The organism is Burkholderia pyrrocinia, from assembly GCF_018417535.1.
GTDB lineage: Bacteria > Pseudomonadota > Gammaproteobacteria > Burkholderiales > Burkholderiaceae > Burkholderia > Burkholderia pyrrocinia_E.
In genome coordinates, this window is the sequence record NZ_CP070977.1 from 17490 (window position 1) to 31757 (window position 14268).

Here is a 14268-nt window from a genome sequence, read left to right on the forward strand (position 1 = left end):
GTCGACGGAGCGTTCTCGTGACACAAGCCGATTCATCCACGATCCCGACGCTGACCGACGTGCTGGTGCCGGGCAAGCCGGTGCCGGCGCGCTCGCCCGCGCCCGACGCGCCGCAGCCGCAGCCGCAGCCGCACGCCAGCACGGCGATTCCGGTGTTGACCGACGTGATCGCACCGGCCGATTCCACGAAAACCGCCGCCGACCCCGAATTCGTCGTGATCGAACCGGTGCCGACGCTGCACGTGCCGGCGGTCGAGTTGCCGGGCGACGTGGCGGCGGCTGCTGCGGCGGCGATGGGCGAGACCGATGCGCCGGCCGAACCCGGCGCCGCGGAGCATGTGGTCGCCGAGGACGCAGCGGCGATGAATGCGCCGCTCCAGTCGTCGCTGGGCGACGACGCTGTGCCGCAGCATGCGTTCGCTGCGGTTGCGCGTGATGCGGCCGGGCACGCGTCTGAAACGGCCATGCCGGAGGCGGTCGTACCGGCCGCGGCGCCGCAGCCGGATGGGCAGGCAGCGGCCGGGTTGACACCGGAGGATGCGCAGCACATCGCCGAGCGCCTGCGCAATCGCCTGACGAACTATCTGACCGGAGCAGGGCGCGAGGCCATCGAGGCCCGCTGCCGCGACGCGCTGCATGAGCATTCGGCCTGGCTGGTCGGCCAGGTCACGCGCGAGGTGGCGCTGACGCTGGAAACCGAGATCATGGACTGGGTCCGCGACGCGGTCGACGAAGAGATCGCGCGCCGACGCGCCGGGCATTCGGGCTGAACGCCCGCCGTTCGGGCGATAGAAAAGAGGGTGCGGTTCCAGTAAGCGCAGGCAAAGCTGCCGGCGAGGGGCAAGCCCGCCTGTCGGCGGCGCCCGGCACAACGGTTTGCCCCGTCCGGGGCATCCGGTTCAACGCAGCGACAGCACCCATTGCGCGAGCGCGTGGGCTTCGCCGCTCGTCAGTTGCGTGTTGGCGGGCATCGGCACGCTGCCCCATACGCCGACGCTGCCTTTCACGATCGATTGGGCAAGGTAATCGACGGCGTCGCCGCGCGCCGCATATTTGCCGGCGATGTCGCGGAACGACGGGCCCATCAGCGGCTTCCCGACAGCGTGGCAGGCCATGCAGTTCTTGCGCTGCGCCAGCGCGAGGCCGTCGGCCTGTTCGGCGCGCGCCGCCGCTGCGCTGCCGGTCAGCAGCGTCACGAGCAGGGCGCGCAATATCGTCTGTTTCATGCGGTTCTCCGCCAGCGGGGACGGCCGGCTTCATGGTCCGCGCATTATAGAAGCAAAGGGAGAGCGCGTTTTGCGCGTTCCCCCGGCGGCCATTCCTATTGGGGTCGCATGTTGCGGCGAACTCGCGTCAACCCGTGACGGCGCCCTTGTTCGCCGGCCGGGCGAGGGCCGCGAATTTCGCGAGCACGCCGCGCGTGTAGCGCGGTGCCGGCTGTTTCCACGCGGCGCGCCGGCGCGCGAGCTCGGCATCGTCGACGTTCAGCTCCAGCAGCAGCCGGTGCGCGTCGATCGTGATCGAGTCGCCTTCCTGCACGAGCGCGATCGTGCCGCCGACGAACGCCTCGGGCGCGACGTGGCCGACCACCATGCCCCACGTGCCGCCCGAGAAGCGGCCGTCCGTGATGAAGCCGACCGATTCGCCGAGCCCCTTGCCGATGATCGCGGACGTCGGCGCGAGCATTTCCGGCATGCCGGGGCCGCCCTGGGGGCCGAGGTAGCGCAGCACGAGGATGTCGCCTGCGCGGATCCGGTCGCCGAGGATCGCATCCATCGCGCTCTGCTCGTCGTCGAACACGCGGGCGGGGCCCGTGATCACCGGGTTCTTCAGGCCGGTGATCTTCGCGACCGCGCCGTCTTCCGCGAGATTGCCCTTCAGGATCGCCAGGTGGCCTTCCTTGTACAGCGCGCGGTCGATCGGGAAGATCACGTCCTGGTCCGCGCGCGGCACGCTCGGCACGTCCTTCAGTTCGTCGGCGATCGTGCGGCCGGTGATCGTCATGCAGTCGCCGTGCAGCAGCCCCGCATCGAGCAGGATCTTCAGCACCTGCGGAATCCCGCCGGCCTGATGCAGGTCGGTCGCGACATACCGGCCCGACGGCTTCAGGTCGCAGATCACGGGCACGCGCTTGCGGATGCGCTCGAAGTCGTCGATCGTCCAGTCGACCTCGGCCGCGTGCGCGATCGCGAGATAGTGCAGCACCGCATTGGTCGAGCCGCCCGTCGCCATGATCACCGACACCGCATTCTCGATCGACGCCTTCGTGATGATGTCGCGCGGCTTCAGGTCGCGCTTCACGGCCTCGACGAGCACGCGTGCCGATTCGGCGGCCGAATCGACCTTCTCCTGGTCGGGGTTCGCCATCGTCGACGAGTACAGCAGCGACATCCCGAGCGCCTCGAACGACGAACTCATCGTGTTCGCGGTGTACATGCCGCCGCACGAACCCGACGTCGGGCACGCGTTCTGCTCGACGCCTTCGAAATCCTCCTGCGACATCCGGCCCGCGGTGAATTCGCCGACGGCCTCGAACGACGACACGATCGTCAGGTCGCGGCCCTTCCAGTGGCCGGGACGGATCGTGCCGCCGTACACGTAGATGCCCGGCACGTTCAGGCGCGCGAGCGCGATCATGCCGCCCGGCATGTTCTTGTCGCAGCCGCCGACGACGACCACGCCGTCCATCCACTGCCCCTGCACGCAGGTCTCGATGCAGTCGGCGATCACCTCGCGCGACACGAGCGAGTACTTCATGCCCTCGGTGCCCATCGACATGCCGTCCGAAATCGTCGGCGTGCCGAAGATCTGCGGGTTCGCATCGGACGCCTTCACGGCCGCGACGGCCGCGTCCGACAGGCGCTGCAGGCCGGAATTGCACGGCGTGATCGTCGAATGGCCGTTCGCGATGCCGACCATCGGCTTGTCGAAATCGTCCTTCTGGTAGCCGAGTGCGTAATACATCGAGCGGTTCGGCGAACGGGCCACGCCTTGCGTGATGTGCTTCGAGCGACGGTTGTACGACATGGGGGACTCCATCGTTGTCTGGGCGACGCCCGTGAGCGGCGTGCCGGTTCGGATGAAACAAGAATGGAGTTTCCGGATTGGGATGTCCAATATATTATTTGTCGCTTATTAAGTCGTTTTCCGAATGAGTAACGCATGGCCGATCCGACGCCCGACCTGCGCCAGTGGCGCTATTTCGTGACCGTCGCCGACGAGCGCCATTTCGGCCGCGCGGCCGAGCGCCTGTCGATGACGCAGCCGCCGCTGTCGCAGGCGATCCGGGGGCTCGAGGAGGCGCTCGGCGTCGCGCTGTTCGTGCGTACCAAGCGCTCGGTGGCGCTGACGGCGGTGGGTGCGGCGCTGTTGCCCGACGTGCGCCGGCTGCTGGCGTCGGCCGATGCGCTGCCGCCGCTCGCGCGGCGGCTCGCGCGCGGCGAGGCCGGCTCGCTGTCGCTCGCGTTCGTGTCGACCGCCGATTACGGGCTGCTGCCTTCGCTGCTGCGCGCGTTCGGCGCGCGCTATCCGCAGGTGCGCCTGCAGCTCGCGGAGGCGACGAGCGACGTGCAGATCGACGAACTCGTCGCCGGCCGCATCGACGCAGGGCTCGTCATTCCGCCGGTGCCGCCGCGTCACGCGGCCGGACTGTCGTACCTGCCGGTCGTGCGCGAGCCGCTGGTGGTCGCGATGCCGGCCACAGCGTGCGACGCGCCCGAAGACGAACCCGTGCATCTCGCCGATATCGCCGCATTGCCGCTCGTGATCTTTCCGCGTCGTTTGGCACCCGGCTTTTATGACATCATTACGGGCTGCTACGGCGCGGCGGGGGAAACTCCGCGCATCGGCCAGGAGGCGATCCAGATGCAGACGATCGTCAGCCTCGTGTCGGCCGGCATGGGCGTCGCACTGGTGCCGCAATCGCTGCGTAACCTGCGGCGCACCGGCGTGGTCTACCGGCCGCTCGCCGGTCATGCGCCGGTCGTCGAGACAGGCCTCGTGTGGCGCACGGGCGACGTGAGTCCCGTGCTCGCCGGCTTCATCGACGTCGTACGTGCGCAGGGCCTCGCCGCGTGACGTGAACGATGGTGCACCGGTGCCGTCCAACGCGCGGTGCTGCGCGTTCGCGACGGCCGTACCGCATTCGAAAACTTCTTCGCTAACCCATGATCATTCACCCGAATTTCGACCCCGTTGCGATCCATCTCGGGCCGCTGGCCGTGCGCTGGTACGGCCTCATGTATCTCGTCGGCTTCATCGCGGCGATCGTCGTCGGCCGGGTCCGCCTGAAGCTGCCGCACGTCGCCGCGCAAGGCTGGACCGCGAAGGACATCGACGACATGATGTTCTACGGCGTGCTCGGCACCGTGCTCGGCGGCCGGCTCGGCTATGTGCTGTTCTACAAGGCCGATTTCTACTTCTCGCATCCGCTCGACGTGTTCAAGGTGTGGGAAGGCGGCATGTCGTTTCACGGCGGCTTCCTCGGCGTGACGCTCGCGATGATGCTGTTCGCGTGGCAGCGCAAGCGCCACTGGCTGCAGGTCACCGATTTCGTCGCGCCGATGGTGCCGACGGGGCTCGCGGCCGGGCGGCTCGGCAACTTCATCAACGGCGAGCTGTGGGGCCGCGTGACCGATCCGACGGCGCCGTGGGCGATGCTGTTCCCGGGCGCGATGCGCGACGATGCGGCATGGCTGCCGAAACATCCGGCGCTCGTCGAGAAGTGGCATCTCGCCGATGTGTTCATGCAATACCAGATGCTGCCGCGCCATCCTTCGCAGCTCTATGAAATCGCGCTCGAAGGCATCGCACTGTTCTTCGCGCTGTTCTTCTTCTCGCGCAAATCGCGGCCGATGGGCGCCGTGTCCGCGCTGTTCCTGATCGGCTACGGCCTCGCGCGCTTCACGGTCGAGTTCGCACGCGAGCCCGACGACTTCCTCGGCCTGCTTGCGCTCGGCCTGTCGATGGGACAGTGGTTGTCGCTGCCGATGATCCTCGGGGGTATCGCGCTGATGGTCTGGGCGTATCGCCGTCGCGCGGCGAATGCGAATGCGGCTGCGTGATGCGATACCGATGCGCGCGCAATCGGCGCGTGCATCGACAACACGCATGCAAAATGAAAAACGCCGGCCTTCGGGCCGGCGTTTTTCATTTCCGACAGCCGCGCGTTGCGCGTTACTTCATCTGCACCGAGCCGTTGACGGTGACCGACACGGTGGCCTTGCCGCCTTCGACCGCGATCGGTGCGCTCATCTTCGCGCTGTCCATCGGCGCCGCGGCCATCGCCATCATGCGCGGGTACGGCTGCACGTTGCGACCGCTGCCGACATTCACGTCGCGGATCGTGTAGCTGCTGTAGCCGAACGCCTTCGCGGCTTCGTCCGCGCGGGCGCGGAACGACTTGATCGCTTCGGTCGTGAGCTTCTGCTCGGCCGTGCGCTGCGCTTCAGGCGACAGCGAGAACTCGACGTTCGCGACCTGCATCAGGTTCGACAACTGGCCTGCAAGCTTCGACGCCGCGGCGAAATCGCGCGATTCGAGCGCGACCTCGGTACGGCCACGCCATGCGGAGATCTTCCCGTCGCGATCGGTACTCGGATACACGGAGAATGCGCCCGTGTGCGCGGTGACGCCCGATACGCCCTTCGCCTGCGACAGCGCGGCATCGGCGCGCTGGTTCAGCGCGGACGTCAGGCTGCCCGGATCCTTGGCCTGCTGTTCGTAGAACAGCGTGATGTGGATGATGTCCTGCGGCACGTCGGCGCTGGCCTGCGACGAAAGCGACAGCACGCCTGCCGGTTCCGGAAAGTGCGGGTTCGCGGTTTGCGCGTGCGCGGCGGGCGACGCGAGCGTCAGCGCGACGGGAACGGCGGCGGCGAGGGCGAGCGACAGCGCGAGAGCGGATTTCTTGGTCATTGTTGGACTCCTTGTGCGAGGGCGCGCACGCGGATCATGCGTGCACGACGCGGGCGTACCGCGCAACGAAAAAAAGAGCCGGCCCGATCGGCCGACAGCGGTTGCTTAGGCTGCGCGAGAGACCCGCGAGTTCCGCGGCGGCCGCGCGTGCTGACCAGATTTGACCTTTGGCGCGCGCCTACTTCATCAGCTTTTCGGTGATGAACCGCCATTCGGCACGCGTGACGGGCGTGATCGACAGCCGGTTGCCGCGTGCGAGCACGCGCATGTCGGCGAGCTCGTCGTGTTCGCGCAGTGCGGCGAGCGGCACGAGCGGCGACTTTTTCACGTAGCGCACGTCGACGAGCAGCCAGCGCGGCGCTTCCTGCGTCGACTTCGGGTCGTAATAGGGGCTTTTCGGATCGAACTGCGTGGGATCGGGGTAGGGCGTCGACGACACTTCGGCGAGGCCTGCGATGCCCGGCTCGGGGCAGCTCGAGTGATAGAACAGCACGCCGTCGCCGATCTTCATCGTGTCGCGCATGAAATTGCGCGCCTGATAGTTGCGCACGCCGGTCCACGGCAGCGAGCGCTGCGGTGCGTTGGCGAGATCGTCGATGCTTGCTTCGTCCGGTTCGGACTTCATCAGCCAGTATTGCATGGATCGTGATCGACGCAGAAAGAGGCTGCTACAAAAGAAAACGGCACCGGGACGTGCCCGATGCCGTTGGATAGGCCCCCGCCTTGGCCGCTAGGCCGGCATCCTGAACCTGAGGTTCAGAATTGGTCGCAGTTAGCAGCACTTCGGGTACATCAGACAGAGTGACGCGCGCGCCCGTGCTACAAATTTCCGCAACCGTGCACATGGCATTGGTTCAAGGAATATATGACCTTGGCGAACCAGGCAGGGAAGCTGACTGAACTGTGATTCGATGCGCCAATTTGACCACCGTTGATCGCAGAGATCAAGGGGAATCGACGCATCGATTAAAACGTTACTGCGTCTCGTGCTGTGCGAGCACCGCGCCGAGCTGTTCGTTCATCTGGTGCATTGTACGACGGATTTCCTCCGCCGGAAATGCTTCACCGTGCCGCACGCTCGTTTGCAGCCGCAGCAATTCCGATGCGAGCGACAGTGCCGCCATCACCGCGATGCGATCGATGCCGCGTACCGAGCTGTTCGAGCGGATTTTCGACATTTCGGCGTCGACGCGCGCGACTGCCTCGAGCAGCGCCGCTTCGGTCTCGGCCGAACAGGCGAGCCGATAGGCCTGACCGAGAATCGAGACTTCGATCTGCTTGGTGCTCATGCATGTTCTCCGTGGCTGGCCGCGTCATCGCTGTCCGTACGCGCCTGCGCATCCAGCAGGTCGAGCTGGTTGTCGGCTTGCTCCGCGCTTTTCGAGCGCGGCAGCTTTTCGAGAATCGCGTTCAGTTTCACCTGAGCGTCGTCGATTTTTGCCGACAGCGTATCGCGCTCGGCCGCGAGCGCATTGCGTTCTTCGCGCAGTTGCGCGAGTTCCGCGCGGACCGTGTCCGCTTCCGCGCGCAATTGCGCGACCTGCTCTTCGAGCGCGAGCCGTTCCGCGTGATAGCGCTTGTTCAGCGAAATCAGACGGCCAATATTTTGAGATAAGGTTTCGAGTTCGTTGAGCATTTGCTGCGTCCTCTAAAGACCCAGCATTTTAGCGCGGAATAACGCGCAATCCGACATCTGTAACGTTTCCAGTCGTAACACCCTCGCTTCTTGCTGCGAATGGGCGCGTCCCGTGCGTGTCCGGACGCTTCCTTGACGCTTGCGCGACCGGCTCCTAAACTGGCGCCGCCTCGGTGCTCGCGCGTGGAACGCGCGGTTAAACGGGAAGCAGGGCGCGGGCTCCGCCAGGAGACCGCCAACCTGCGCTGCCCCCGCAACGGTAAGCGGCCGCGTCCAGTGACGCAGGCCGGCTCGGGCGCGTTCCGCGTGCAGGTTTCGCACGCGGGCGCGGGCCACTGCGCGTCATCGCGCGGGAAGGCGAGCCGGTACGCCGCCAGCCCGGATACCGGCCGAGACGGGGAGCCCGCACGGGCTTCGTGACGCGTGGCCTGCGGGGAGGCGGGCCGCGCAGTGCTTCACGGGATTTATCTTCATGCTGACCCCAATCGTCCGCACGGCGCTCGGCGCGCTTTGCGGATTGCCGCTTGCCGCCGCCGCGCAGACCGCGGCGAATGCCGATTCCGCGGCGTCCGCCGTGCCCGCGGCCCAACCTGCGGCTGCGACGATGCTCGAACCGGTCGTCGTCACCGCGCAGCGCGCGCCGCAGGCGCTGGCCGACACGATTCCGCAAACCACCGTATTCGACGCGCAGGATATCGCCGCGCATGCGGGCGCCGACCTGCCGACGCTGCTCGCGCTCGCGCCCGGCGCGCAGATCGTGCGCAACGGCGGCCCCGGCGCGAGCGCGACGATGTTCCTGCGCGGTGCGGAGTCGACGCAGTCGCTCGTGCTGATCGACGGCGTGCGGGTCGATTCCGCGAGTCTCGGTGCCGCGCAACTGAGCCAGTTGCCGCTCGACCAGATCGAGCGCGTCGAGATCGTCAACGGCAACGTGTCGTCGCTGTACGGCTCGGGCGCGATCGGCGGCGTCGTGCAGGTGTTCACGAAGGACGGTGGCAATCATCCGCCACGCTTCAACTTCGCGGTCGGCGTCGGCAGCTACGGTACGCAGACGCAGCAGGCTGGCGTATCGGGTCGGCTCGACAGCGACGGGAAGACGACGTTGAGCGTGTCGATCGCGCGCGACAAGGACGACGGTTTTTCCGCGCTCGACCCGGCGAGGAAGCCGAACGCGAACCCGAATGCGAACGGTTACCTGAACGAGAGCATCACCGCGGCGCTGCGCCACCGCTTCAACGACCGCTGGGATGCGGGCATCAGCTACTTCCAGTCGAACGGCAACAACAGCTACGACAACGCGTGGGGCGTGCCGACCGACCTGAACAACCTCTATTCGCGCGTGCAGCAGGTGCGTGCGTTCGCGAACGGCAAGCTGACCGACTGGTGGACCGCTCACCTGAGCGTTTCGACCGGCAACGACCGCAGCCAGTCGGCGCTGAACGGCGTCTACACGGATCACTTCAATACCGACAACCGCCAGTACACGTGGCAAAACGATTTCCGTATCGCGCCTGAACACCTGATACAGGCTGGCTACGAGCGGCTCGACCAGCAGTTCATGTCGAACGCGTATTCCGCGCCGCAGCGTCACGTGAATTCCGGCTGGATCGGCTATTCGGGGCGCTTTGGCCGCCAGCAGTTCCAGGCGAACCTGCGCCGCGACCAGTACTCGGACTTCGGCGGCGCCAATTCCTACTATCTCGGCTACGGCCTCGAACTGACCGATCGCTGGAAGGTGACCGCGAGCTATTCGGACGCGTTCCGTGCACCGAGCTTCAACGACCTCTATTATCCGATGGCCGGCAACCCGTCGATCCAGCCGGAGCGCAGCCATTCGATCGAAGCCGCGCTGCAGTACGCGTCCGATGCGGTGGGCGTGATGCGGCTCACCGCGTTCCAGACGCGCTACGCGAACCTGATCAACTATCGACCCGACGGGAGCGGCTTCTACTATATTGCGCAGAACGTCGGCAGCGCGAAGGTGCAGGGGCTCGAAGGGTCCTGGCAGGGGCATGTCGGCGCGACCGACGTACGGGTTGCCGCCACGTTGCAGAACCCGGTCAACGAAACGCAGAATCAGGATCTCGACCGGCGTGCACGGCGTTTCGCGTCGATGGCCGTGAACCGCGCGTTCGGCGCGTGGCGCGTCGGCGGCGAATGGCTCGTGAGCGGCGCGCGCAACGATTCGGGCGGCGGGCGGCTCGGCGGCTACGGGATCGTCAACCTGTCCGCGCGCTACGACATCACGAAGTCGTGGTACGTCAGCGCGCGCATCGACAACCTGCTCGACAAGGACTACGAGCTTGCCTATGCGTACAACACACCGAAGCGCGGCGCCTATGTCACGCTCGGCTGGCAGCAGTAAGCGGATGCGCCGCGCGTCATGCGCGGGGCCGTGCGCGGTATGAGCGCCGCGCGCGCCGCCGCGATCTGGGCCGCGCTGGCCACCGCGGTCGCGTTGCTGTTCGTCGCGTCGCTGTCGATCGGCAGCGTGCCGATGTCGCCGTGGCAGGCGCTCGCGTCGCTCGTGCCGCATGGCGGCGACGCGTTGTTCGCCGACATCGTCCGCACGCTGCGGCTGCCGCGCGCGCTCGCGGGCTTCGCGTGCGGTGCGCTGCTCGCGCTTGCGGGCGCGCTGCTGCAGGTGCTGCTGCGCAACCCGCTCGCGGAACCGTACGTGCTCGGCGTGTCCGGCGGCGCGGCCGGATTCGCGCTCGTCGCGATGATCGCGGGCGGTGCGTGGTGGCTCGTCGACGCGTCGGCGTTTGCCGGCTCGCTCGTATCGGTCGCGCTCGTGCTCGGTCTTGCACGCCGCGAGCTGTGGCGCGGCGATTCGCGCGACGCGTCGCCGCGGCTGCTGCTCACGGGTGTCGTGATCGCGGCAGGGTGGGGCGCGCTCGTCACGCTGCTGCTGTCGCTCGCGCCCGATGCGCGGTTGCGCGGGATCATCTTCTGGCTGACGGGCGACCTGAACGGCGTGACCGCGCCGTGGTTCGCGTGGGGCGCGCTGCTGCTGGCCGCATGCGTCGCGCTGCCGGCCGCGCCGCAATTGAATGTACTGCTGCGCGGCGACGCGACCGCGCTCGCGCTCGGCGTGCCTGTCGCGCGCCTGCGGGTGCGAATCTATCTCGTCGCGTCGCTGGCCGCGGCGGCTGCGGTGACGACGGCCGGCACGATCGGCTTCGTCGGCCTCGTCGTGCCGCACGCGCTGCGGCTCGCGTTCGGCAACGACCAGCGCATGCTGCTGCCGGCCGCGATGCTCGCGGGCGGGGGCGGCGTGATGGCGGCCGACCTGCTCGCGCGCACCGCGATCGCGCCCGCGCAACTGCCGGTCGGCGTGATGACCGCGTTGATCGGCGTGCCGGTGTTCCTGTGGATGTTGCTGAGGAGGCCGATGCGATGACAAGCCCTGCGCGGCACGCCGCCGCTTCCGGCCACGACATGGCCTGCGCGACCGCTGACCTGACGCTGAAGGGCGGCGCGCGCACGCTGCTCGACGGCTTTACGCGGGCCTTCCGTCCCGGCGAAATCTGGTGCGTCGCCGGGCCGAACGGCGCGGGCAAGACGACGCTGCTCGCGACGCTCGCGGGGTTGCAGCCGCCGGCCGGCGGCCGGGTCGAGATCGACGGTCGGCCACTTGCCGCATGGCCGCCCGCGCAGCTCGCGCAGCGCCGCGCGCTGATGCCGCAGCAACTGCACGATGCATTCAGCGCGACCGTGTTCGACACGGTGCTGCTCAACCGTTTTCCGTATCTCGGCGGCTGGGGCTGGGAGCGCGACGGCGACCGTGCGGCCGTGCACGACGCGCTCGCGACGTTCGATCTGACCGCGCTCGCGTCGCGCGACGTGCTGTCGCTGTCGGGCGGCGAGCGGCAGCGGGTCGCGCTCGCCGCGACACTGTGCCAGGACGCGCCGCTGATGCTGCTCGACGAGCCGCTCGCACATCTCGACCTGCATCACCAGATCGACTGCCTGACCGCGCTGGCCGCATGGCTCGACGCGGGCCCGCGCACGGTGCTGTTTTCGTGCCACGACCTGAATCTTGCGCGGCGTTTCGCGACGCATGCGCTGTTGCTCGACGGCCGCGGCCATGCATGGGCCGGCCTCGTGCACGACGTGCTGACACCGGAGCGCGCGAGCGACGCGTTCGGCTATCCGCTCGTGCTGATCCGCGAGCATGGCCGCGACGCGTTGCTGCCGGCGTGGCCCGAGCGACAATGACCTTTTCTTTTCCGATACGCGGCGCAGGCCGCGCCAACGACACGGCTCTTCGATGACCACTCCGACCCACTTCCCGCCCGCGATCGCGCCGCTCGACGATGCGCTGCGCAAGCGCCTGCAGCATGTGATCGACCACAAGACCAAGCCGCCCGGCAGCCTCGGCCAGCTCGAGGCGCTCGCGCTGCAGATCGGCCTGATCCAGCACACTGAGCGGCCGGTCGTGCAGCGCCCCGTGATGATCGTGTTCGCCGGCGACCACGGGATCGCGGCCGAAGGCGTGAGTCCCTATCCGCAGGCGGTGACCGCGCAGATGGTCGCGAACTTCCTGGCCGGCGGCGCGGCGATCAACGCGTTCTCGGGCGTCGCACAGAGCACGCTCGAGATCGTCGATGCGGGCGTCGCGTCGCCGCTGCCGCTGTCCGACCGGCTGGTGTCGCTGCCGGTCGCGCGCGGCACGCGCAACTTTGCGACGGAGCCGGCGATGACGCACGACGAGGCGATGACCGCGCTCGCGGCCGGCGCGGCGCGCGTGCGCCTGCACGCGTCGCTCGGCACGAACGTGATCGGCTTCGGCGAGATGGGGATCGCGAACACGTCGTCGGCCGCGTGCCTGATGAGCCGCCTGCTCGACGTGCCGATCGACGCGTGCGTCGGGCGCGGCACGGGCCTCGACGACAAGGGGCTCGCACACAAGCGCGCGGTGCTCGGCCGCGCGCTCGTCAAGCACTCGCACGCGGTCGCGCCGCTCGACGTGCTCGCGACGTTCGGCGGCTTCGAGATCGCGATGATGACGGGCGCGTATCTCGCGGCCGCGAGCGAGCGGATGACGATCCTCGTCGACGGCTTCATCGCGACGGCCGCGCTGCTCGTCGCCGAGCGCATCGCGCCCGGCGTGCGCGACTACTGCGTGTTCTCGCATACGTCGCACGAGGCCGGGCACCGGCGCATGCTCGAGCATTTCGGCGCGAAGCCGCTGCTCGCGCTCGACCTGCGGCTCGGCGAAGGCACGGGTGCGGCGCTCGCGCTGCCGCTCGTGCGCGCGGCGGTTGCGTTCCTCTGCGAGATGGCGAGCTTCGAGTCCGCCGGCGTCGACAATCGTGACGCCTGAGCGCGCGAGCGGCGTGCGTGCCGAACTGCGCTACTTCTTCGTCGCGCTCGGTTATTTCACGCGCGTGCCCGTGCCGCGCGCGATCGGTTACGCGGCCGGCGATCTCGACCAGGCCGCGCGCTATTTCCCGCTCGTCGGTGCATGCGTCGGCGCGTGGGGCGCGCTCGTCTATCTTGCCGCGCTGCGCGTGCTGCCCGCGTCGATCGCGGTCGGGCTGTCGATGGCCGCGACGCTGCTCGCGACCGGCGCCTTCCACGAGGACGGCCTTGCCGACAGTTGCGATGCATTCGGCGGCGGCTATACGCGCGACGACGTGCTGCGCATCATGCACGACTCGCGGATCGGCACGTTCGGCGCGGTCGCGCTCGTGATCGCGCTCGGCGTGAAATGGCAGGCGCTCGCGGCGATGCCGCCACTGCGCGCCGCCTGGACCATGATCGCCGCGCATGCGGCGAGCCGCACGGCGGCCGTGAGCCTGCTGATGTCGCTCGACTATGTGCGCCCCGAAGGCAAGGCGAAGCCGGTCGCGCAACGGATGGGCGCACGCGCGGCGTGCGTCGCGGCGGTATTCGGGCTGCCGTGGCTGTTCTGGCCGGACTGGTGCATGGGCGTCGCCGCGGGCGTCGCGCTCGTGCTCGTGCGCGCGTGGGCGGCCCGCTATTTCGTGAAGCGGATCGGCGGTTATACGGGCGACTGTCTCGGCTTCGCGCAGCAACTGAGCGAACTGGCGATCTATCTCGTGGTGCTCGGATGGACTTCGTCCTGATCCGTCATCCGGCCGTCGGCGTCGAGCCGGGCGTCTGTTACGGACGCAGCGACGTGCCGCTCGCCGCGCCGGCCGATGCCGGTGCGCATGCCGTGCACGCGCATCTGACGGCTATCGGCGCGCCGCCGCCCGAACGGATCTGGACCAGCCCGCTGACGCGATGCGCGTCGGTTGCCGAACGACTCGCGCAGGTATTCGATGTGCCGCTGCAACGCGATGCCGGCTGGCAGGAAATGGATTTCGGCGCGTGGGAAATGCAGCGCTGGGACGATATCGACCGTGCGGCGCTCGATGCGTGGGCGGCTGACCTGATGCATGCGTGCGCGCATGGTGGCGAAAGCGTCGAGCGGTTCGCCGCGCGGGTTGCACGGCAGGCCGACGCGGTTGTGCGGGTCGATCGGCCGCAGTGGGCGGTCACGCATGCGGGCGTGATCCGCGCATTCGCATCGCATGTATTGCGTGTGCCGCTCGATACGCTGCTGTCGCGGCCGGTGCCGACAGGCGGTGTCGTCTGGCTGCGTGCGCATGACGCGGCGCGAACATGGGAAGTCGTGCACTGGGATGAATAAGTTCGCTCGCGCCTGCATGTGAACGGCACAACGCGTGGTCAAACCATCTCAA

General features: G+C 68.2%; 15 protein-coding genes, 1 other RNA gene and 1 riboswitch. Of the genes, 9 read left to right on the top strand and 7 right to left on the bottom strand.

The window, feature by feature from the left end; all coding sequences use genetic code 11:
• The first annotated feature begins 17 nt into the window (after window positions 1–17).
• Window positions 18–770, top strand: coding sequence for a DUF2486 family protein (locus tag JYG32_RS00100; RefSeq protein ID WP_213264291.1), 753 nt, complete (start codon window positions 18–20; stop codon window positions 768–770).
• A 129-nt stretch (window positions 771–899) separates the two neighbouring features.
• Here JYG32_RS00100 and JYG32_RS00105 read toward each other — a convergent pair whose 3' ends face one another.
• Window positions 900–1226, bottom strand: coding sequence for a c-type cytochrome (locus tag JYG32_RS00105; protein ID WP_213264292.1), 327 nt, complete (start codon window positions 1224–1226; stop codon window positions 900–902).
• Between the two features lie 127 nt (window positions 1227–1353).
• Window positions 1354–3027 carry a dihydroxy-acid dehydratase gene (gene ilvD, locus JYG32_RS00110; RefSeq protein ID WP_174380105.1) on the bottom strand — a complete coding sequence of 558 codons (1674 nt, stop codon included), beginning with the start codon at window positions 3025–3027 and terminating at the stop codon, window positions 1354–1356.
• Window positions 3028–3162: 135 nt separating this feature from the next.
• On the opposite strand from ilvD, the gene JYG32_RS00115 reads away from it, so the two are divergent.
• A complete protein-coding gene (locus tag JYG32_RS00115; protein ID WP_213264293.1) occupies window positions 3163–4077 on the top strand; it encodes a LysR substrate-binding domain-containing protein in 915 nt (304 codons plus the stop codon).
• Between the two features lie 89 nt (window positions 4078–4166).
• Window positions 4167–5063: a prolipoprotein diacylglyceryl transferase gene (gene lgt / locus JYG32_RS00120; protein ID WP_174380107.1), complete on the top strand. Its 897-nt coding sequence runs from the start codon at window positions 4167–4169 to the stop codon at window positions 5061–5063.
• A gap of 112 nt (window positions 5064–5175) precedes the next feature.
• Here the strand turns inward: lgt and JYG32_RS00125 are convergent, their stop codons facing one another.
• The 5 genes from JYG32_RS00125 to JYG32_RS00145 all read right to left on the bottom strand — a co-directional run bounded on the left by JYG32_RS00125 (window position 5176) and on the right by JYG32_RS00145 (window position 7552).
• On the bottom strand, window positions 5176–5916 hold the full coding sequence (locus JYG32_RS00125; protein WP_072443552.1) for an SIMPL domain-containing protein: 741 nt from the start codon (window positions 5914–5916) through the stop codon (window positions 5176–5178).
• Between the two features lie 178 nt (window positions 5917–6094).
• Window positions 6095–6556, bottom strand: coding sequence for an EVE domain-containing protein (locus JYG32_RS00130; RefSeq protein WP_034178770.1), 462 nt, complete (start codon window positions 6554–6556; stop codon window positions 6095–6097).
• Window positions 6557–6627: 71 nt separating this feature from the next.
• Window positions 6628–6809: non-coding RNA, 6S RNA (ssrS, locus tag JYG32_RS00135), on the bottom strand.
• Window positions 6810–6890: 81 nt separating this feature from the next.
• Window positions 6891–7205 carry a cell division protein ZapA gene (locus JYG32_RS00140; protein WP_174380108.1) on the bottom strand — a complete coding sequence of 105 codons (315 nt, stop codon included), beginning with the start codon at window positions 7203–7205 and terminating at the stop codon, window positions 6891–6893.
• Window positions 7202–7552, bottom strand: a complete 351-nt coding sequence (locus tag JYG32_RS00145; RefSeq protein WP_174380109.1) for an ATPase — start codon at window positions 7550–7552, stop codon at window positions 7202–7204. The genes JYG32_RS00140 and JYG32_RS00145 overlap by 4 nt, the downstream gene beginning before the upstream one ends.
• A gap of 154 nt (window positions 7553–7706) precedes the next feature.
• A riboswitch (cobalamin riboswitch) is annotated at window positions 7707–7960 on the top strand.
• 64 nt (window positions 7961–8024) lie between these two features.
• On the opposite strand from JYG32_RS00145, the gene JYG32_RS00150 reads away from it, so the two are divergent.
• From JYG32_RS00150 to cobC, 6 genes are read left to right on the top strand one after another with little or no spacing between them, the layout of a single operon-like run.
• Window positions 8025–9917 (top strand): TonB-dependent receptor domain-containing protein, encoded by a 1893-nt coding sequence (locus tag JYG32_RS00150; protein ID WP_213264294.1) that lies wholly within the window; start codon window positions 8025–8027, stop codon window positions 9915–9917.
• A gap of 18 nt (window positions 9918–9935) precedes the next feature.
• On the top strand, window positions 9936–10955 hold the full coding sequence (locus tag JYG32_RS00155) for a FecCD family ABC transporter permease (protein WP_433960835.1): 1020 nt from the start codon (window positions 9936–9938) through the stop codon (window positions 10953–10955).
• Window positions 10952–11773, top strand: a complete 822-nt coding sequence (locus JYG32_RS00160; protein ID WP_213264296.1) for an ABC transporter ATP-binding protein — start codon at window positions 10952–10954, stop codon at window positions 11771–11773. The genes JYG32_RS00155 and JYG32_RS00160 overlap by 4 nt, the downstream gene beginning before the upstream one ends.
• Window positions 11774–11825: 52 nt before the next feature.
• Window positions 11826–12881, top strand: coding sequence for a nicotinate-nucleotide--dimethylbenzimidazole phosphoribosyltransferase (gene cobT, locus JYG32_RS00165; protein ID WP_213264297.1), 1056 nt, complete (start codon window positions 11826–11828; stop codon window positions 12879–12881).
• Complete coding sequence (locus tag JYG32_RS00170) at window positions 12871–13647, top strand: adenosylcobinamide-GDP ribazoletransferase (protein ID WP_213264298.1); 777 nt, start codon at window positions 12871–12873, stop codon at window positions 13645–13647. Before cobT ends, JYG32_RS00170 begins: the two co-directional genes overlap by 11 nt.
• On the top strand, window positions 13632–14216 hold the full coding sequence (gene cobC / locus JYG32_RS00175; protein ID WP_213264299.1) for an alpha-ribazole phosphatase: 585 nt from the start codon (window positions 13632–13634) through the stop codon (window positions 14214–14216). The genes JYG32_RS00170 and cobC overlap by 16 nt, the downstream gene beginning before the upstream one ends.
• Window positions 14217–14268 lie beyond the last annotated feature (52 nt).